Annotated in this window: 15 protein-coding genes; 12 read left to right on the plus strand and 3 right to left on the minus strand. The window is 72.9% G+C overall.

Annotated elements, in window-relative coordinates; all coding sequences use genetic code 11:
- The first annotated feature begins 4 nt into the window (after nt 1-4).
- From AC3ANM_RS10935 to AC3ANM_RS10945, 3 genes are read left to right on the plus strand one after another with little or no spacing between them, the layout of a single operon-like run.
- Complete coding sequence (locus AC3ANM_RS10935; protein ID WP_488284440.1) at nt 5-1144, plus strand: vWA domain-containing protein; 1140 nt, start codon at nt 5-7, stop codon at nt 1142-1144.
- Nucleotides 1137-2273, plus strand: a complete 1137-nt coding sequence (locus AC3ANM_RS10940; RefSeq protein ID WP_488284441.1) for an XdhC family protein — start codon at nt 1137-1139, stop codon at nt 2271-2273. The genes AC3ANM_RS10935 and AC3ANM_RS10940 overlap by 8 nt, the downstream gene beginning before the upstream one ends.
- Nucleotides 2270-2863 carry a nucleotidyltransferase family protein gene (locus AC3ANM_RS10945; RefSeq protein WP_488284442.1) on the plus strand — a complete coding sequence of 198 codons (594 nt, stop codon included), beginning with the start codon at nt 2270-2272 and terminating at the stop codon, nt 2861-2863. Before AC3ANM_RS10940 ends, AC3ANM_RS10945 begins: the two co-directional genes overlap by 4 nt.
- Nucleotides 2864-2955: 92 nt before the next feature.
- On the opposite strand, the gene AC3ANM_RS10950 is transcribed toward AC3ANM_RS10945, so the two are convergent.
- The 3 genes from AC3ANM_RS10950 to AC3ANM_RS10960 are packed head-to-tail and all read right to left on the minus strand — an operon-like array spanning nt 2956 to nt 6762.
- The gene (locus tag AC3ANM_RS10950; protein ID WP_488284443.1) at nt 2956-4377 is read right to left on the minus strand and encodes a YlbE family protein; all 1422 of its coding nucleotides are present in this window, start codon (nt 4375-4377) and stop codon (nt 2956-2958) included.
- A gap of 13 nt (nt 4378-4390) precedes the next feature.
- On the minus strand, nt 4391-5887 hold the full coding sequence (locus AC3ANM_RS10955) for an AllF/FdrA family protein (RefSeq protein ID WP_488284444.1): 1497 nt from the start codon (nt 5885-5887) through the stop codon (nt 4391-4393).
- Nucleotides 5884-6762 (minus strand): oxamate carbamoyltransferase subunit AllH family protein, encoded by an 879-nt coding sequence (locus AC3ANM_RS10960; RefSeq protein WP_488284445.1) that lies wholly within the window; start codon nt 6760-6762, stop codon nt 5884-5886. Before AC3ANM_RS10960 ends, AC3ANM_RS10955 begins: the two co-directional genes overlap by 4 nt.
- Before the next feature lie 108 nt (nt 6763-6870).
- On the opposite strand from AC3ANM_RS10960, the gene AC3ANM_RS10965 reads away from it, so the two are divergent.
- From AC3ANM_RS10965 to AC3ANM_RS11005, 9 genes are all read left to right on the plus strand, one after another.
- Entirely contained in the window at nt 6871-8586 is a 1716-nt protein-coding gene (locus AC3ANM_RS10965; RefSeq protein WP_488284446.1) for a PucR family transcriptional regulator, read from the plus strand.
- Between the two features lie 198 nt (nt 8587-8784).
- Nucleotides 8785-10251 carry a uracil-xanthine permease family protein gene (locus tag AC3ANM_RS10970; RefSeq protein ID WP_488284447.1) on the plus strand — a complete coding sequence of 489 codons (1467 nt, stop codon included), beginning with the start codon at nt 8785-8787 and terminating at the stop codon, nt 10249-10251.
- A 160-nt stretch (nt 10252-10411) separates the two neighbouring features.
- Nucleotides 10412-11278 (plus strand): FAD binding domain-containing protein, encoded by an 867-nt coding sequence (locus tag AC3ANM_RS10975; RefSeq protein ID WP_488284448.1) that lies wholly within the window; start codon nt 10412-10414, stop codon nt 11276-11278.
- A gap of 4 nt (nt 11279-11282) precedes the next feature.
- On the plus strand, nt 11283-11798 hold the full coding sequence (locus AC3ANM_RS10980; RefSeq protein WP_488284449.1) for a (2Fe-2S)-binding protein: 516 nt from the start codon (nt 11283-11285) through the stop codon (nt 11796-11798).
- Entirely contained in the window at nt 11795-14236 is a 2442-nt protein-coding gene (cutA, locus tag AC3ANM_RS10985) for an aerobic carbon-monoxide dehydrogenase large subunit (RefSeq protein ID WP_488284450.1), read from the plus strand. The genes AC3ANM_RS10980 and cutA overlap by 4 nt, the downstream gene beginning before the upstream one ends.
- Before the next feature lie 27 nt (nt 14237-14263).
- Nucleotides 14264-14923, plus strand: coding sequence for an SRPBCC family protein (locus tag AC3ANM_RS10990; RefSeq protein WP_488284451.1), 660 nt, complete (start codon nt 14264-14266; stop codon nt 14921-14923).
- Nucleotide 14924: 1 nt separating this feature from the next.
- Nucleotides 14925-15830: a carbon-nitrogen hydrolase family protein gene (locus AC3ANM_RS10995; protein ID WP_488284452.1), complete on the plus strand. Its 906-nt coding sequence runs from the start codon at nt 14925-14927 to the stop codon at nt 15828-15830.
- A 282-nt stretch (nt 15831-16112) separates the two neighbouring features.
- On the plus strand, nt 16113-18221 hold the full coding sequence (locus AC3ANM_RS11000) for a hydantoinase/oxoprolinase family protein (protein ID WP_488284453.1): 2109 nt from the start codon (nt 16113-16115) through the stop codon (nt 18219-18221).
- Nucleotides 18218-20110, plus strand: coding sequence for a hydantoinase B/oxoprolinase family protein (locus AC3ANM_RS11005; protein WP_488284454.1), 1893 nt, complete (start codon nt 18218-18220; stop codon nt 20108-20110). Before AC3ANM_RS11000 ends, AC3ANM_RS11005 begins: the two co-directional genes overlap by 4 nt.
- The last annotated feature ends 47 nt before the right edge of the window (nt 20111-20157 follow it).

Consider the following 20157-nt stretch of genomic DNA (forward strand, 5'->3'; position numbering starts at 1 on the left):
ACCCGTGACCTCCCTCGCGCCCCCCGCCGTCCCCCTCGAGGAGGTCCTGGTCGGCTTCGGCCACGCCCTGCGCCGCGCCGGCGTGGCCGCCCACCCCGACCGCGTCCGCTCCTTCCTCGAAGCGGTCACCGCGCTCGACCCGTTGTCCCGGAACGACGTCTACTGGGCCGGTCGCCTCACCTGCTGCTCCCGCGGGGAGGACATCGCCGTCTACGACCGCGTGTTCGAGCGCTACTTCCGCCCCGGCGAGGAGCTCCGGCAGGCCCCTGCGCGCGTCGACGTCGAGCGCACCGTCGGGATCGAGGACCCCTCGTCAGCCGAGGCCGACGGCGACGATGCAGTCCTGACCAGCACCGCCAGCGCCCGGGAAGTGCTGCGCCACAAGGACGTCGCCACCCTGGACGCCGACGAGCGCGCCGCCGTGCTCCGGCTCATCGCCGCCATCTCGGCCGACGGTGCCCACCGGGTCTCCCGGCGCACCGCCCCAGCGCGACGGGGCCGGCTGGATCGTCGCGGCACCACGGCCGCGATGCTGCGCGCCGGAGGCGAACCGGCCCGGCTCCGGCACCGGCAGCGCGAGGTCACCCCGCGGCGGGTGGTGCTCCTGCTCGACGTGTCCGGCTCGATGAAGGCCTACGCCGACGCGTTCCTGCACTTCGGTCATGCCCTGGCCCGGACCCGCCCGCGCACCGAGGTCCTCACCGTCGGCACCCGGCTGACCCGGGTGACCGACGCCCTGCGCCAGCCCACCGCCGACGCCGCGCTGGGCGCCTTCGCCGCGGCAGTCCCGGACTGGTCCGGCGGCACCCGGCTCGGCGACAACCTGCACGAGCTGCTGACCAGCTGGGGTCGGCGCGGCCAGGTCCGCGGGGCCGTCGTCGTCATCGCCTCCGATGGCTGGGAGCGCGGCGACGTCAGCCTGCTGCGTGAGCAGATGCAACGGCTGCACCGCCTGGCGCACCGGGTCATCTGGGTCAACCCGCACAAGGGCAAGGACGGCTACGCCCCGGCCACGGCCGGCATGCAGGCCGCCCTGCCCTCGGTCGACGACTTCCTCGCCGGGCACTCCGTCGCCACCCTCGAGCGGCTCGCCCGCGTCATCGCCACCGACCACAGCCGGCACCGGGCGGTGGCCCGTGCGTGACCTCGTCCCGGAGCTGCGCACCTGGGTCTCGGCCGGCGAGCCGTTCGCCCTCGCCACCGTGGTGCGCACGTGGAGCTCCTCGCCGCGCCCCGCGGGAGCGGCCCTGGCCGTCAACGCCGCCGGCGAGGTCGTCGGGAGTGTGTCCGGTGGGTGCGTCGAAGGTGCCGTGTATGACGTGGCGCAGCAGGTCCTCGCCGACGGCGCCGCCCGCGGGGCGCACTACGGCATCAGCGGCGCCGACGCCTTCTCGGTCGGGCTGACCTGCGGCGGCGAGCTCGACGTCACCGTCGTGCGGGTCGACCCGGCCACCGACGAGGGCTTCGGCCAGGTGCTGGCGGCCATCGAGGCCGGCGAGCCGGTCGCCGTCGCCACCGTGATCGTCGCCGGCGAGCACGGCCCCGGGGTGGGTGAGCGCCGGATCGTGTTCAACGACAGGGCGATCGGCACCCTGGGCAGCGACCGGCTCGACGACGCCATCACCGACGACGCCCGCGGGCTGCTGCGCGCCGGGCACAGCGAGGTCCTGCACTACGGCAGCGACGGGCAGCGCCGCCTCGAGGAGATCGAGGTCTTCGTCGCCGCGTTCGCCCCCCGCCCCCGGATGATCGTCTTCGGGGCCATCGACTTCGCCCGTGCCGTCGCCCGCACCGGCAGCTTCCTCGGCTACCGGGTCACCGTCTGCGACGCGCGGCCCGTCTTCGCCACTCCGGCTCGCTTCCCCGAGGCCGACGAGGTGGTGGTGCGCTGGCCGCACAGCTACCTGCAGGAGGAGGTCGACGCCGGGCGCGTCGAGGAGTCCACGGTGCTCACCGTCCTCACCCACGACCCGAAGTTCGACGTCCCGCTGCTCGAGGTGGCCCTGCGCAGCCGGGCCGGCTACATCGGTGCCATGGGCTCGCGCCGCACCCACGCCGCCCGGGTCGCCGACCTGCGCGAGCGGGGCGTCACCGAGGCCGAGCTGGAGCGACTGTCCGGGCCGATCGGGCTCGACCTCGGCGCCCGGACCCCCGAGGAGACGGCCGTGTCCATCGCCGCCGAGGTCATCGCGTCGCGCTGGGGCGGCACGGGCCGGCCGCTCAGCGCCCTCGACGGGCGGATCCACACCGACCAGGCGACGACCCGGCCATGAGGGTGGCGGGGGTCGTGCTCGCGGCCGGGGCCGGGCTGCGGATGGGGCGCCCCAAGGCCGAGGTCGAGCTGGGCGGCCGCCGCCTGGTCGACCTCACCATCGAGACCTGCGCGCGCGCCGGGCTGGACCCCGTCGTCGTGGTCACCGGCGCCGCGGCGGTGGTCCCCTCCCCGCTGGCCGACACCGACGACCTCGCCTCGCCCGTCGTCCTCGTGGCGCACAACCCGGAGTGGCAGACGGGCATGGCCTCCTCGCTGCGCACCGGGCTGGCGGTGGTCGACGGCCATGACGAGGTCGACGCGCTGGTCGTCACCTTGGTCGACACCCCCAGCGTGGGGGCCGAGCACCTGCGCCGGGTGGTCGCGGCCCTGGCCGGCGGCGCGACCGCCGCCGTCGCGGCATACGAGGGCAAGCCACGCACTCCCGTGGGGCTGGCGCGACTGGTGTGGTCCGACGTCTCCCGTGCGGTGCGCGGCGACGAAGGGGCCCGCGGCTGGCTGCAGGACAACCCCGAGCTGGTCATCCCGGTCGAGTGCGGAGACCTCGGCGCATGGCAGGACATCGACCTGCCCACCGACCTGCCCCGCTGAGCGGCGATCGCCAGGCCCTTTGCGCAAGACAGTGCCGCTGGATTGGCCTTCATGGGCCGGTCCAGCGGCAACATCTTGCGCAAGGGTGGACGTCAGACGGCGTCCGGGACCGCCTTGGCCAGCGCGGCCAGCGCCGCGGGGAAGCACTGCTCCGGCGGGGTGACCAGGCCGGCGCCGACCTGGCCGGTGCCCGCGACCGCGCCCGCCATGCCGGTGTTGATCTGCGGCAGGATCCCGGTGCGCACGACCTTGGTGACGTCGATGCCGCTGGGGGTGCCGCGGAACTCCAGGATCGGCACCTGGAACGAGGGGTGCTCCTCGAGGGTGATCTCGTACATCGAGCGGGTCGCCCGAAGGGCCAGCGGGACGTCGCCGCCGACGAAACGCACGATCGCCGGGGCCGCCGCCATGGCGAACCCGCCGATGCCCGCGGTCTCGGTGATCGCCGAGTCGCCGATGTCGGGGTTGGCGTCCTCGGGGCCGTAGGAGCCCAGGAACAGGCCCTCCGGGGTGTTGGCCGGGCCGGTGAACCACTCGTCGCCGGTCCCGGAGACCTGGATCCCGAAGTCGGTGCCGTTGCGCGCCATCGTCACGACCATCGTCGAGCCGGGGATGTCCCGGGCCGCGTCGGTGGCCAGCTTGCAGGCCGGCATGTCCAGGTTGAGGAAGAAGTGGTCGTTGGCGCCCATGAAGCGCACGGCCTCGGCGATGTCCGAGGAGGGGGCGTCAGCGGTGATCAGCGAGGGCAGGATGTCGCGCAGGAACATCAGCGTCCCGGCGCGGTTGCGGTTGTGGCCCTCGTCGCCCATCTGGAGCATCTGGGCGATGATCGCCTTGATGTCGACCGGGCCGTGGGCGCGAACGGCCTTCTGCAGCAACGGTCCCAGGACTGCGGCCATCCACTGGAGGCGCTCGATGACCTCAGGCCCGTAGGCGCCGTAGCGCAGCACCTTGCCCAGGCCCTCGTTGAGCGAGCACCACGCCCGGCCGCCGTGGACCGGGTCGCGCAGCTCGAACATCCACATCGACGGGGACACGACGCCGGCCATCGGGCCGACGGCGTGGTGGTGGTGGCAGGGGTCGAGGGACACGTCGCCGGAGGCGAGCAGCTTCTCGGCCTCCTCGGGGGTGTCGGCCAGCCCCTCGAACAGCACACCGCCGATGAGGGCGCCCTGCATCGGGCCGGAGGCACGCTCCCACGTGATCGGCGGCCCGGCGTGGAAGAAGGCGCCCTTCTCCATGCCGAGGGCCTCGCTGGCCGGGCGCACGTCGACCAGCTCCGCGCCGGCAGCCATGAGCCGGGAGACGGCGGTGCGGTTGGCCTCCTCGCGCCGCGGGTCGGCCATGACCCGGGCCAGGTCGGCCTCGGTGCCCTCCATCGGAGGGCGCCAGTCGACCTCGGTGACCTGGGCGGCCTGGGCGCGCAGGGCGTCGGCGAAGAGCCCGACCCCTGCGGTGACGACGGACGGGTCGGTGCCCAGCAGGCCGTGCAGCGGCGTGGTGGTGTGGGTCATCGAAGGCTCCTTCTCAGGCCTGGGCGTCGGCGAGCAGGGACAGGGCGTGGCGGGTGGCCTGGGCGTTGGAGAGGAACACCGACGCGCCGGCGGCCTGCAGGGTCCGCGCGCAGGCGCTCAGGCCCTGCGGGTCCGACTCGACTCCGGTCAGCGACACCACCACCGGCAGCTCCCGGCCCCCGTCGGCGGCGGCCTTGCGGGCGTCCTCGATCGCCTCGGCCAGCTCCCCGGCGGGGTCGCTGTGCGAGCCGAAGCCGAGGACGAGGTCGAGCAGCAGCACGCCGCAGCTCGGGTCGGCGCCCTCGACGGCGATGCGCTCCAGCCGCAGCGAGGGGTCGATCATCGGGTGCGCCCGCCCCTGGGTCAGCCCGTCGTCGCCGAAGTCGATGACCAGGTGGGAGTCGCTGCGCAGGTCCGGGCCGAGCGCCAGCTCGGGCGAGAGCGGGATGTTCGAGCGGATCGGGCCGAGCGTCTCGGCCGCCACGAGCATCGCCTCGTCGGCGAGCGTGCCGCCGCAGAACAGCCCGCGCAGGGCCCCGGTCACCGGCGCAGCCGAGGCGGCGGCGGGCCAGCTCGGCCACTCCGGTATGCCGTGTCCCTCGGCTCCCAGCGCGGCCTCCACGGCGGCGGTGAGGTCGGGGCGCCCGGCGCCGAGGGTGGCCCAGTGGACCGGCTTGTCGAGCGAGGCGGCGAAGGCCTGCACGTCGGCGAGCACCTCGGCGGCCGGGGGCTTGGAGACGACGATGACCGACGTGGTGGCCGGGTCGGCGGCCAGCGCGGCGAGGGCCTGCTTGGTGGAGCGGCCCTGCACGGTGGCGGACAGGTCGCGCCCGCCGACGCCGAGGCAGTGGCTCATGCCGACCCCGGCAGCGTCGAGCAGGCACATGACCTGCTGGGCGCCGGTGCCCGAGGCGGCGACCAGGCCGACCGGGCCGGGGCGGGCGGCGTTGGCGAAGCCGAGGGCGACCCCGCCGACCACGGCGGTGCCGCAGTCCGGGCCCATCACCAGCACGTCGGCCGCGCGGGCGGCGTCCTTGAGGGCCACCTCCTGCTCGACGCCGACGTTGTCGGAGAACAGGACCACGGACATCCCGGCGGAGACGGCGTCCATGGCGTCGACGAACGCGTTGCGCCCGGGCACCGAGATCAGCGCGAGGTTGGCGCCGGAGACGGTCGCGGCGGCGCCGATCGTGCGCGGCGGCGGGGCGTCCCCGAAGCCACCGGCCTGCGCGCCCGCGGCCTTGAGCCCGGCGAGGGCGGCGTCCAGGGCCGACTGGCCGGCCGCGACGGCGGCGTCGTCCTCGCCGCGGATCGCCACGAGCATGTCGTTGGGGCCGACCGCCTCGGTGAGGGTGAACCCCATCCCGGTGAGCAGGTCGGTGTTGAGCTCGGTGGCCATCGCCACGAGCGCCGCGCTGACGCCCGGCGCGGAGCCCACCGCGCGGGAGACCTGCATCAGGCTCACCGAGTCGTAGTAGGCGCCGCGGCGCACCTCGACAAGATCGGTCACGGGTTGTCCCTTCCAGCGGGTTGGGGCGCCACGGGAGGTGGCACGGCGTGGGGCAGCAGGGCGAGCACCCGCAGGCAGCCGGTGAGGCCGGCGGCGAGGTCGCGCCCGGAGGAGTGGCCGACGGCGAGGACGCCGCCGAGCGCCGCGGTCGCGGCGGCCCGGTCCCCCGCCAGCGCGGCGGTGACCAGCGCGGCCACCTGGGGCACGGCATACCCGGCGGCGGCGGCGTCGAGCAGCGAGGCGGACAGGCTCGTCGTGGCGCGCCGGCGCTGCGCGACGGCGTCGGTGACCAGGCGGCCGGCGCCGTGGGCGCCGAGGCCGTGCAGGACCAGGAGCACGGCGCAGAGCGCGTCGTCGCCGCTGGGGGTCAACCCGCGACCGGCGCCGACCAGGGCCCGGACGAGGCGGACCGCGCCGGGTCCGTCACCACGCAGCGCGGCGTGCAGCAGCTCCCCGGAGCGGTCGAGCAGGTCGAGGTCGAGCCCGTGCGGGGCGATGGCTGCCGCCGTGGCGAGCAGGGCGTGGCCGTCGGCCCGTTGCCCGGGGACCGGCACGCGCGCGGGGCGCCACTGCCGCGCGACGCGGATCGACCAACCGGGCAGGCGCACTCCCGAGCTGCCGATGGCCACCTGGTCGCCGGGGACGACGTCCCAGAGCAGGTCGGCGGAGGGCAGCGGCAGGCGCAGGCCGGTCGGCAGGAGCAGGGCGTCGACGGCCAGGATCGGGAGCACCTCGTGGTGGTCCCCCGCCTGCAGGTAGACCGCGGTGGGGAACCGGGCGAGGACGGTCGCCGGCCGGTCCGGCCCGGCGAGCAGGGACGCGGTGAGCGGGGAGGCTGCGCCGAGCAGGGCGGGCGGCGGAGCCTGGGGCGTCACGGGCAGTCCTTGGCGGGTCGGGGCCGGCGGGCGCAGGGCCACCCGGGTCGAGCCGGGTGGCTGCGGGTGCCCTCCGGCGACGCTAACGCCGCAGGTACAGTCCCGATCATGGGCAATGTTGCCAAGGATTCGGGCCTGCATGACCGGGAGTTGCCAGCGGCGACGGACACCGCGGCCCCCGGCCCGGGGCTGAGCCTCGGCGCCGTCCTCGAGCTGGAGTCGCTGCGCGGGGCCCGGGTGCTGGCCGGTCATGCCGGCCTGGACCGCCTCGTCGGGCGGCTCAACGTCATGGAGGTGCCCGACGTCCTGCCCTGGGTCAAGCCCCAGGAGCTGCTGCTGACCACCGGCTACCCGCTGCGCGGGGTGCCGCACAGCCTCCCCGTCCTGGTCAGCGGCCTCGCCGACCGCGGCCTGGCGGGTATCGCGGTCAAGCTGGGCCGCTACCTGTCCGAGCTGCCGGCGGCGATGCTGGAGGAGGCCGACCGGCTCGGCTTCCCGGTCATCGCCCTGCCCGACGACGTCGGCTTCGACGACATCATCAACCAGGTCCTCACCGAGGTGCTCAACCGGCAGGCCGGGCTGCTCGCCCGGGCCGAGGACGCCCACCGGGCGCTGGTGAACATCGTCCTGACCGGCGGCGGGCTCGACCGGCTGTGCGAGGAGCTCGTCGGAATCTTCGGGGGGGTCGCCATGGTGACCACCGCCGACGGCCGCGTCCGCGCGAGCGCCGGGTCCTCCCCCGAGGAGCTCGCCCACGCCCTCGCCCTGGGCTGCTTCGACCCCAGCGGCCGCTTCCTGGTCGAGACCGAGCCGGTCGGCATACGCACTGGTGGGGGTGAACGCGCGCGGCGCGCCGTGGTGCGCATCGTGGCCGGCGCGCTCGACCACGGGCGCCTCGTCCTGTTCTCCTCCGACCGCGAGCTCGGCGCGGGCGACGTGCACACGCTGGAGCGCGCCGCCACCGTCGCGGCGCTGGCGATCACCAAGGCGCAGGCGGTCTCGGCCGTGGAGAGCAAGTACCAGGCCGACTTCCTGCGCGACGCGCTCGCCGGTCGCGCCGGCAACGCCGAGCGGGTCACCTCCCACGCCGACTCCCTGGGCTGGGACATCGGGCGGCGCATGGTGGTCGTCGTCGCCGAGACCGACCCGCACGCCACCCCCAAGGCGCTCAGCCGGGACGAGCTGCGCTCGCTGCAGGACCGGTTCGCGACCGCGTGGCACCAGGTCGTCCGGGTCCGCGACGAGCGGGCGCCGGTCGTCGGCTTCAGCCAGGAGGTGGTGTGCGTGCTCGGCGTGCCGCAGGACGCCGACACCGAGGCGATCACCCGCACGGTCCGGGACATGGTCCGGGTCGTCAGCGGCGACGGCGGGGGCGGGCGCCGGTCCTTCTCCACCGGCATCTCCCGGCCGATCGACTCCGCCGACGCGCTGCCTCAGGCCTACGAGCAGGCGTGCAAGGCGGTCAGTGTGGGCCGGCAGGTGCACGGGCCGTCGGCCCTGACCCACTTCGACGGGCTGGGGATCTTCCGGCTGCTGTCCCTGGTGCCCGACACCGCCGAGCTGCGCACCTTCGTCGCCGAGGCCCTCGGGGAGCTGGTCAGCAACGACACCCCGGAGAACGCCGACCTGCGCACCACCTTGTCGGTCCTGCTCGACACCAACCTCAACGTCGCCGAGACCGCGCGGATCCTGCACTTCCACTACAACACGCTGCGCTACCGGATCGTGAAGCTCGAGCGGATGCTCGGACCGTTCACCACCGACCCCAACCTGCGGCTCACCCTGTCGCTGGCCCTGCAGGTCGTCCAGATGCGTGGGATCTGATGGGATTCGTCCTGTCGGCTCGGGGATAGTGCCAACGGACACGCCGGTCGACTGTCAACAAATCACCAAGCCGTGCCCCCACGCTGGGCCTAGCGTTCACGCATCACGCCGCCCGGCGTGATCCGTGCCACGCCCCGTGGCGCATACAAGGAGGACCTGATGGCGTTGGGTTGGAAACTGCACGGTGACGGACGGATCATGGGTCCGACCGACGTCGTGGCGCCCGATGAGCGGCTCTCGTGGGGGAAGACCGTAGGGCTCGGAGCTCAGCACGTGGTCGCGATGTTCGGCGCCACGTTCGTCTTCCCGCTGATCATGGGGCTGAACCCTCAGCTCGCGATCCTGATGAGCGGCATCGCGACGATCTGCTTCCTGCTGATCGTCAAGGGCAAGGTGCCCAGCTACCTCGGCACCAGCGCCTCCTTCGTCGGCGGGGTCGTGGCCATCGGCCTGCAGATCAAGGCCAGCAACCCCAAGGCCAACGCGGCGGTCATCGCCCCCAGCGTCACCGGCGCCATCCTCGTGGCCGGTGTCGTCCTGGCCCTGGTCGGCGTGGCGATCCACTACCTGGGCTCTGCCGTGGTGCACAAGGTGCTGCCCCCGGTCGTCACCGGCGCCGTGGTCATGCTGATCGGGTTCAACCTCGCCCCGGTCGTGGCCAACATCTACTGGCCGCAGGACCAGTGGATCGCCCTCATCGTCATGGTGGCGGTCATCGCGATGAGCGTGGGCCTGCGAGGCTTCATCGGCCGCATCTCGATCTTCCTCGGCCTGATCCTCGGCTACGTCCTGTCGTGGCTCTTCGACCGCGGCTTCGGCCAGATCACCTCCTACAACGCCGCCGCCGGCAAGGTCGACACGCACTGGCGCGTCGACTGGACCAACGTGGCCAGTGCGCCCTGGGTCGGGTTCCCGCCCAAGACCGACGTGGCCACCAACGTCGTCGGCTACCACCTGCCGAGCTTCAACATCACCTTCATCCTGCTGGTGCTCCCCGCCGTCATCGCGCTGATCGCCGAGAACACCGGCCACGTCAAGGCCGTCGCCGAGATGACCGGGGCCGACCTCGACCCGATGATGGGCCGCGCGATCGCCGCCGACGGCGTCGGCACGGTCATCGCGACCTCCATCGGTGGCTCCCCGACCACGACGTACGCCGAGAACATCGGCGTCATGGCGGCCACCCGCGTGTACTCCACGGCGGCCTACTTCGTCGCCGCGGCCGTCGCGATCCTGTTCGGCTTCTCGCCCAAGTTCGGCGCGCTCGTCTCGGCCACCCCCGGTGGCGTGCTCGGCGGCATCACCGTCGTGCTCTACGGGATGATCGGCCTGCTCGGCGCGAAGATCTGGAAGGAGAACAACGTCGACTTCGGGAACCCGCTCAACCTGGTCCCCGTCGCCGCCGGCATCATCATCGCGATCGGCAACACGAGCCTGGTCTTCACGAAGAACTTCACGCTCTCGGGCATCGCGCTCGGCACGATCGTCACCATCGGCGCCTACCACCTGGCCCGGGCTCTGGCCACGCCAGACCTGCGCGCCCGCGCGGACGGAGCGGTCATCGCGGTGGGCACCGTCGCCGTGGAGAACGAGCCCGGCGGCGAGGAGTCCGCGCCGCTCTACCGGGACGAGGACGTCCCCGCGGAGCACCACCCCAAGGCCTGACCCAGCCCCACCCCACGTGGGCCACGCCGATCTTCGGGATCGGGGTGGCCCACGTGCCGTTCGGGGGCAGGATTGACGGCAGAAGTTGCCAACATCACTCGCCCGCGGCGGTGACCCCGTCCCATATCCACACCCCTCACGCCAAGGCAGGATCGTCACGGTGAAGCCCTCCCCCTTCGTCCACCACGCGCCCCGCAGCGTGGCGGAAGCGGTCGCGGTCCTGGCCGAGGTCGGGCATGACGGCAAGGTGCTTGCCGGCGGCCAGAGCCTCATCCCGATCCTCAACATGCGCCTCGCCGCCCCCGGCCACCTCGTGGACATCAACCGGGTCGCCGGCCTGGACACGGTCGAGGTCACCGGTGACGCGGTGCGGATCGGTGCGCTGGTCCGCCACGCCCAGCTCGAGCGCCACGACGGCGCGTTCGCGGCGAACCCGCTGCTGCGCCAGGCCCTGCGCAACGTCGCCCACCCCGCGATCCGCAACCGCGGCACCACCACCGGCTCGATCGCGCACGCCGACCCCTCCGGGGAGATGCCGGCCGTGCTCGCGCTCACCCGGGGGTATGTCGAGGCCGCCAGTGCCGCGGGCACCCGCACCATCGCGGCCGCGGACTTCTTCCTCGGCCCGCTGGAGTCCTCGCTCGCCGAGGGCGAGATGGCCACGGGGGTCACCTTCCCCTGCTTCCCGGCCGGCACCGGAACGGCCTTCGCAGAGAGCGCCCGGCGCCACGGCGACTACGCCCTTGCCGGGGTCGCCGCGGCGGTCACCGTCACCGACGGGGTGGTTCGTGCGGTCCGGGCCTCGTTCGTCTCGGTGACGCCCACCCCTGACGTCCTCGACCTGACCGAGGCCTTCGCCGGACAGGACGTCGCCGACATCGACTGGGCCAAGGCCGCCGAGCTCGCCCGCGACCACGTCGACCCCGACGGCGACATCCACGCCACCGCCGACTACCGCCGCATGCTCACCGGCGTGCTCACCACCCGCGTCCTCGCCGAGGCCGCCGCCACCGCAGTGAAGGCCTGACCTGATGACCGAGACCACGCACCCCGCCGAGCAGCAGCTGGAGATCACGCTCCGCGTCAACGGCGTCCCCCGCACCGCGACGGCCCCGGCCCGCCGGCTGCTGTCGGACTTCCTGCGCCACGAGCTGCGCCTGACCGGCACCCACGTCGGCTGCGAGCACGGGGTCTGCGGCGCCTGCACGGTCCTGGTCGACGGCCAGCCGATGCGCTCCTGCCTGATGTTCGCCGTCACCGCGCAGGACCACGACATCACCACCGTCGAGGGCCTCGCGCCGGGCGCGGAGCAGATGAGCCCGGTGCAGCAGGCGTTCACCGAGTGCCATGGACTCCAGTGCGGCTTCTGCACGCCGGGCTTCCTGACGACCGTCACGGCATACCTGGAGGAGAACCCGGACCCGACCGAGGCCGAGGCGCGCGAGTGCATCTCGGGCAACCTCTGCCGCTGCACGGGCTACCAGAACATCGTGAAGTCGGTGCTGCGCGCGGCCGAGATCACCCACGAGCGGCAGGCGGGCGCATGACCACGAAGATGTTCGGCGCGCCGGTCCACCGCACGGAGGACCCGCGCCTGGTCACCGGCAACGGCCGCTACCTCGACGACCTCGGCCACGACGCGCTCGCCGCGGCGTTCGTGCGCAGCCCCTACGCCCACGCGCGGATCACCGACATCGACGTCTCCGAGGCGATCGAGGTCGAGGGCGTCGTCGCGATCTACACCTACGAGGACCTCGACGGGAAGACCTCCGAGCGCCTGCCGCTGCTCATCCCGCACCCCACGCTGACCAACCCGATGACCGGCTACGCCCTGGCCCCGGAGCTGGTCAACCACGTCGGCGAGCCGGTGGCGATGGTCGTCGCGACGGACCGCTACGTCGCCGAGGACGCCTGCGAGCGGATCCGCGTCGACTACGAGCAGCTGCCGGTCGTCGTCGGGATCGAGCACGCCCGCTCCGGCGAGGCGCTCGTGCACGAGGAGGCGCCCGGCAACGTCGCGGCGCACATGGTGCAGGAGGTCGGCGACGCTGCCGCGGCCATCGAGGCCGCCCCGCACCGGCTCACCCTCAGCCTGGAGATCGAGCGCAGCGCCTGCATGCCCATGGAGGGCAAGGGCGTCTACGCCCGCTGGGACAGCGACGAGGAGAGCCTGCGCATCTACTCCTCGACCCAGACGTCCACGGGCGTGCGGGCCGCGGTCGCGGCCAAGCTCGGTATGCCGCTGGCCAAGGTCGAGTGCATCGCCCCCGACGTGGGTGGTGGCTTCGGGGTCAAGATCATGCACCCCTGGCCCGAGGAGGTCCTGGTGCCGTGGGCGGCCCGGCGCCTCGACGCCGACATCAAGTGGGTCGAGGACCGCCGCGAGCACTTCATCTCCTCGGCGCACGAGCGTGGCCAGCTCCAGGAGGTCGAGGTCGGCTTCGACGACGAGGGCCGCGTCCTGGGCCTGAGCGTGCAGCTCTGGCACGACAACGGCGCCTACACGCCCTACGGGATCATCGTCCCGATCATCACCTCGACCCAGCTGCTCGGGCCGTACAAGCCGGGCGCCTACAGGTGCGAGTTCTGGTCGCTGTTCACCAACACGGTGATCGTCACGCCCTACCGCGGCGCCGGCCGCCCGCAGGGCGTCTACGCGATGGAACGCACCATGGACGCCATCGCCGACTACCTCGGCAAGGACCGCGCCGACGTGCGCAGCGCCAACTTCATCCAGCCCGAGGAGATGCCCTACGACCACGGGCTGCTCTTCCAGGACGGCCGGCCGCTGATGTACGACTCCGGCGACTTCCCCGCCAGCCTGGACAAGCTCAAGGCGCTCGTGGGCTGGGACGACTTCGCGGCATACAAGGCGGAGGCCGAGGCGGCCGGGCGCCGCGTCGGCCTCGGGATCGGCTGCTACGTCGAGGGCACCGGCGTCGGGCCCTACGAGGGCGGCCACATCCAGATCGAGACGACCGGCCGGGTCAACGTCTCCACCGGGCTGACCAGCCAGGGCCAGGGCCACCAGACGGTGTTCGCCCAGATCGTCGCCGAGGAGCTCGGCGTGCGGCTGGAGGACGTGCACGTCACCACCGGTGACACGCGCCGGTTCCAGTACGCCGTGGGCACCTTCGCCTCCCGGGCGGCGGTGATGAGCGGCAACGCGATCGCCCTCGCGGCGCGCAACGTGCGGGAGAAGGCGCTGCGGATCGCCGGGGAGGCCTTGGAGGCCGACCCCGGTGACCTCGAGATCGTCGACGGCGTCGTGCGCGTCAAGGGCGACCCCGAGGCGCACATCGCGCTGTCGACCATCGCCGTGCTGTCCAACCCGCTGCGCTACGCCTTCGACGAGTCCGCCAAGGCGGCAACGCAGTTCGCCGGGACGCCCGACATGGACAAGCCGCCGGTGGCCGACGACGACGAGCCGGGCCTGGAGGGCAAGGACTTCTACTCCCCGCCCCGGGCGACGTTCGCCAACGGCATGCACGCCGCGATCGTCGAGACCGACCCGGAGACCGCGGAGATCACGATCCTGCGCTACTGCGTCATCCACGACTGCGGCCGGATGATCAACCCGATGATCGTCGAGGGCCAGGTCCACGGCGGCGTCGCGCAGGGTGTCGGCGGCGCGCTCTACGAGCGGATGGCCTACGACGAGGCCGGGCAGCTGCTCAACGCCTCGTTCATGGACTTCCTCATGCCCTACGCCTCCGAGGTGCCCTTCATCGAGACCGACCACCTGGAGACGCCGAGCCCGCTGAACCCGTTGGGGATCAAGGGCGCCGGCGAGGCCGGGTGCATCCCCGTCACCGCCGTCATCGCCAGCGCGATCGAGGACGCCGAGGGCTTCCCGATCACCTCGATGCCCATCTCCCCCACCGAGCTGTGGGACCTGCGCCACCGCCACGCGGCCGGCGAGCTGCCCGGCCTGCGCCGCGGCTCCCGCGGCGCAGTGACCACCCCGACCAGCCCGACCGCCTGAGTGCCCTGAGAGCAAGGAACCCCGACGATGAAGATCTCCGGATCCGCCACGCTGAACGCCCCCGTCGACCAGGTGTGGGCCGCGTTCAACGACCCCGCCGTCCTCGCCCGCACTCTGCCGGGCTGCCAGGAGCTGCGCGAGGTCGGCCCCGACGCCTACAAGATGACGATCACCGCGGGCGTGGCCTCGATCAAGGGCACCTACGAGGGTGACGTCGCCCTGACCCAGCAGAACCCGCCGGGGTCGTTCGTGCTCAAGGCCTCCGGCGCCGGCGCCCCCGGCACGGTCAGCGCCGACGTGAAGGTCGAGCTGGTGGAGTCGGCCACCGGCGGCACCGCGCTCAGCTACGACGCCGACGCCGTCGTCGGCGGCGTGATCGGCGGCGTCGGCCAGCGGATGCTGACCGGGGTCGCCAAGAAGATGGCCGGCCAGTTCTTCACCGCCGTCGACGACGACATCGCCGGCGTGCGCGTGGCGGTCGCCGTCCCCGTCCCGGCCGGGGTTGCCGCCGGTGTTCCGGAGGGTGCGGTCGTCACCGCTCCTGCCGTCCCCGGTGGGGCCGTGTATGCCGCGCCGGCACCGGCCCGCGCCGGTGTGACCAACAAGGACTTCGTCGTGGGCACCGTGGTCGGTGCCCTGATCGCCCTCGCCGGCGTGGCCGTCGGCATCGTCGCCGGGAGGCACTGACATGCGCGCGTTCACCGCTGCCGCCGTCCAGATCGCCCCCGTGCCCGGGCCGCTGAGCCCGGACGCGGTCAAGGCCAACGTCGAGAAGTGCGTCGACTGGCTGACCCGCTGCGTCGAGGCGACCGGCGCCGAGCTGGTCGTGCTGCCCGAGTCGGCGACCACGGGCTTCACCCCGGACTGCACGCCCGAGGAGCTGTGGGACCTCGTCACCGAGCTGCCAGGGCCGGTCATCGAGCCGATCCAGGCCGCGGCGGCGCGGCTCGGCGTCCACGTCTGCGTGGGCACCTACGAGCGCGGCGAGGAGCGCGGGGTCGTCTACAACTCCAGCGCGCTGATCGGCCCCGACGGCGCCCTGCTCGGCGTCTACCGCAAGACGCACCCGTTCTGCACCGAGATCCGCTCCCGCGGCGGCTGGGTCACCCCGGGCGACACGGTCACCGTCGTCGACACCGAGCTCGGCCGGATCGGCATGATCATCTGCTTCGACGGGGACTACCCCGAGCTCACCCGCATCCAGGCGGTGCAGGGCGCCGAGGTCATCTGCCGCCCCTCCGCCCTGCTGCGCAGCGCCGACGTGTGGGAGCTGACCAGCCGCGCCCGGGCCTACGACAACCACGTCTACGTGATCGGCGCCAACGCCACCGGGACCGACCCGGCCGGGGTGCTCTACTTCGGCAACTCCCACATCGTCACGCCGATCGCGCACATCGCCGCCAAGGCCGCCACGCACGAGTCGTGGGTGACGGCCCGGCTCGACCCGGACGAGGCACTGGCATCGCTCACGCCCGGCTCCAGCGTCGGCCAGGGCTTCGACCACCTCGCCGACCGCAACCTGGACCTGATCCGCAACTACCGCGAGGACCTCGAGCGCCCCGCCGCCTCGAGCTTCCCCCACCTCCAGGTCTGAGCAGCCGCAACCCTCGTCCTCGACCGAACGCACCAAACGGCCCGAATCAGCCTCCCTGAGGCGTCGATTCGGGCCGTTTGGTGCGTCCGGATGGAGTCATGCCCGGGAGGGCGAGGTCCCTGGTCAGGTGAGGACACGGCATACCCGAGGTGTGCATGAAGATCTGCCAAGGGTCTTGGCAGGTTCTGCCAGCGCTTCGCGCGGGCACCGCGAGTTGAATCGGGGGCACCGCCGCCTCGCGCGGCGCCGCCCGACTCCCGCCTCTCCCGCCCGAGGACCGCCATGACGCAGACCCCACGTCGCATCCGCATCGGCATCGACACCGGTGGCACGTTCACCGACGTCGTCGCCTTCGACGAGGACTCCGGCGAGCTGATCACGACCAAGACGCCCTCGACCCCGGCCAACCCGGCCGACGGCTTCATCAACGGCGTGCACAAGGTCCTCGAGACGCTGGGCGCCACCGGCGCCGACGTCACCGCGGTCTGCCACGGCACCACGGTCGCGACGAACCAGCTGCTCGAGGGCAAGGTCGAGCAGCTCGGCTTCATCACCTCCGAGGGCTACGAGTTCATCCTCGAGATCGCCCGCCAGGCGGTGCCGGACGGCTACGGCAACTCCTACTTCTGGGTGAAGCCGCCGCGCATCGTGCCCGCCGACATGGTCAGGACGGTCGGCGGCCGCTTCGACTTCGAGGGCAACGAGGTCCGCCCGTTCGACGAGGACGGCGCCGTCGCCGCCGCCCGCTGGTTCCGCGACCAGGGCATCACGACGATCGGCGTCTGCTTCCTGCACGCCTACGCCAACCCCGAGCACGAGCTGCGGATGCGGGAGATCCTGCAGCGCGAGCACCCCGAGGCGGTCATCTCGATCTCCAGCGACGTGCTGCGGGAGTACCGCGAGTACGAGCGCTCGATGACCACGCTGGTCGACGCCGCGGTGAAGCCGAAGGTGTCCCGCTACGTCTCCAACATCAAGACCCGGCTGGACGACTTCACCGGCGCGGCCTCGGCCGACCGCGAGTCGATCCCCTTCTACATCATGAAGTCCAACGGCGGCGTGCTCTCCGCCGACGAGGTCGTGCACCAGCCGATCACGACGGTGCTGTCCGGCCCCGCCGCCGGTGCCCTCGGCGCCGCGCTCATCTCGGGCAAGGCCGGCTTCGACAAGGTCCTCACCTGCGACGGCGGCGGCACCTCGACCGACGTGTCCGTGGTCCTCGGCGGCGAACCGACGCTGACCACCGAGGGCACGGTCGGGGCCTACCCGTCCAAGATCCCGATGATCGACGTCGTCACCGTCGGCGCCGGCGGCGGCTCGATCGCGTGGATCTCCCCCGAGGGCACGCTCAAGGTCGGCCCGAAGTCGGCGGGCGCCGACCCCGGCCCGCTCTGCTACGCCAAGGGCGGCACCGAGCCGACGATCACCGACGCCCACGTCATGCTCGGCCGGATCCCGGCCCACCTGCTCGGCGGGGAGATCCCGCTGGATGCCGCCGCCGCCAAGGCCGGCATCGAGGCCCTGGCGGCCCGCCTCGGGCTCACCCCCGACGAGTGCGCCGCCGGCATCCTGGAGATCTCGGCGTGGAACCAGGCCAACGCCTTGCGCCAGATCTCGGTCAAGCGCGGCCTGGACGTCCGCGACTTCATGCTCGCGACGTTCGGCGGCTCCGGCTCGCTGCTGGCCTGCCGCCTCGTCGACATCCTCGACCTCGCCGGCGTGGTCGTCCCGCAGAACCCGGGCAACGTCTCGGCCTTCGGCCTGCTCACGGTCGACGTCAAGAACGACTACGTCCAGACCGCCGTGGCCAAGCACACCGGCCTCGACCTGGCCGGCGTGGAGAAGACCTTCGACGAGCTCACCGGGCGGGCCGCGGCCGCGCTCGACGCCGAGGGCTTCGACCGCGCCGACCACCGCTACGTCCGCACCGTCGACCTGCGCTACTTCGGGCAGGCCTTCGAGGTGCGGGTGGGCGCCCCCGAGGGCGCCGTCGACGCGGACTTCGCCGACACCGTGGCGACCGCGTTCCACGACGCGCACAAGGGCCTCTACGGCTACGACTTCCGCGACGACGCCCGCCAGCAGGTCGAGTGGGTCAACCTGCGGGTCACCGGCATCGGCCCGATCACCCGGCCCGAGCTGGCGGAGATCGAGGCCGCCACGGACGGCGTCGAGCGCGCCCGCACCGGCACCCGCCCGGTCTGCTTCGACCCGGCCGACGGCTACGTCGACGCCGGCATCTACTGGCGGCCCGACCTGCGCAGCGGCGACGAGATCGCCGGCCCGGTCATCGTCGAGGAGTTCGGCTCGACCGTCCCCGTCCACCCCGGCTTCACCGTCCGCGTCGACGCGTACGGCAACCTCGTGATCACCAAGGAGAGCGCGAAGTGACCGCCCAGACCGACACCCCCGCGGGCGCGACGCTGAACGTCGACCCGATCGTCCTGGAGATCGTCGAGGGCACCCTCGCCAGCGTCGAGATGGAGGTCGAGACCGCCATCGCGCGCACCTCCCGCTCCCCCATGATCCGCGACGCGCACGACTTCCGCGCCGGCATCCACGACCGCCGGCTGCGCAAGCTGACCGGCCGCTCCTACAGCGCCCTGGTCCACCCGGTCGCCCGCGACTACCCCCTCGAGACCATGCGCGAGGGTGACGTCTTCTTCCACAACGACGTCTACGAGTCCGAGGGCGGCATCGGCCACCTGCCCGACCTGTGCGTCACCGTCCCCGTCTTCCACGAGGGCGAGGTCGTCGCGTTCGTCCAGGCCTTCGGCCACCACGACGACATCGGCGGCGCGTGCCCCGGCTCGATGCCCTCGGGCGCCACCAGCGTCTACGAGGAGGGGCTGATGGTGCCCCCGATCCGGCTGTGGGACGCGGGCGTCCCCAACGAGGCCGCGCTGAAGATCATGACGCGCAACAGCCGTATGCCGGAGTCCCTCGCCGCCGACCTCGACGCCGAGTGCAGCGCCTGCCTCATGGGGGCCGCGCGCCTGTCGGACCTGTTCAACCGCTACGGCCGCGAGACCGTCGAGGCGGCCTTCGACGCGATCCTGGACAAGACCACCGAGACCTACCGCCGCGAGATCCTGTCCAAGATCCCCGACGGCGAGTACGTCTGGGAGGACTACGCCGAGCACGACGGCGTCGACGACCCGAAGCTGCACACCCAGCGGATCACGCTGACCAAGAGCAGCACCGGCGGCCCGGGCAACGGCCCCAAGATCGTCATCGACTTCACCGGCACCGCACCGCAGGCCAAGGGCCCGATCAACCACTGCGGCGACTACGCCGACGGCAACTTCCTCAAGAAGTGGCTGGCGCCGATCCTGCGCAACCTCGCCGACACCCCCGAGCGCATGGCCGAGCTCGACGTCAACGAGGGCGTCGTGCCGCTCATCGAGATGAAGTTCCCGGAGAAGGGCACCCTTCTCACGCCGATCTTCCCGGCGCCGACCAACGCCCGGACCTTCGTCATCCTGCGCCTGCTCGGCGTGCTGGCCGGCGTCCTCGCCAAGGCGGTCGACGGCAAGATGCCGGCCGACCAGGAGACGATCCGCTACACCGGCGTCTACGGCCACGACCGGGACGGCAACGACTACCTCATGCGCGAGGTCCTCGGCGGCGGCTCCGGCGGGCGCTACTACGCCGACGGCGAGGACACCATCCACGTCGTCCCGGACAGCCGCAACCTGCCTACCGAGTTCACCGAGAGCCGCTTCCCGTTCCTCGTCGAGCGCCTCGGCCTTGCCGTGGACTCCGGCGGAGCCGGCCGCTACCGCGGTGGCCTGGGCTACGAGAAGCACATCCGGATGCTCAAGGACGCCAACTTCATGTCCATCGCCGACCGCTCGATCCTGGCCTGCTGGGGCGTCAAGGGCGGCAAGGCCGGACGTCCCTTCCAGGTCACCATCGACGCCGGCGGCCCGAACGAGCGCGAGGTCGACGCCCTGGCCGACCACGAGCCGGTCAAGGCCGGGGAGGTCATCCGCATCCGCACCACCGGTGGCGGTGGCTGGGGTGACCCGCTCACCCGGCCGTACGACGAGGTGCAGCGCGACCTGCGATGGGGCAAGGTCTCCTTCGACGGCGCTCGCGCCGACTACGGCGTGGTCGCGACCGGCACCAAGGACGAGCCGGTCATCGACACCGCGGCGTCCGACGCCCTGCGTGCCGAGCGGGTCGCGGCCCGTGGCGAGGAGCCGTTCTTCGACCGCGGACCGGGCTACGCCACGCTGGCGGCCGGCGCCCACGCCGCCGACGTCGACTGGCTCTGACCGCCCGGACCCGGGCCAGAGCAGGCTCAGGCCGCAGCAGACCCCAC

The organism is Oryzihumus sp. JJN4-3R, from assembly GCF_057747915.1.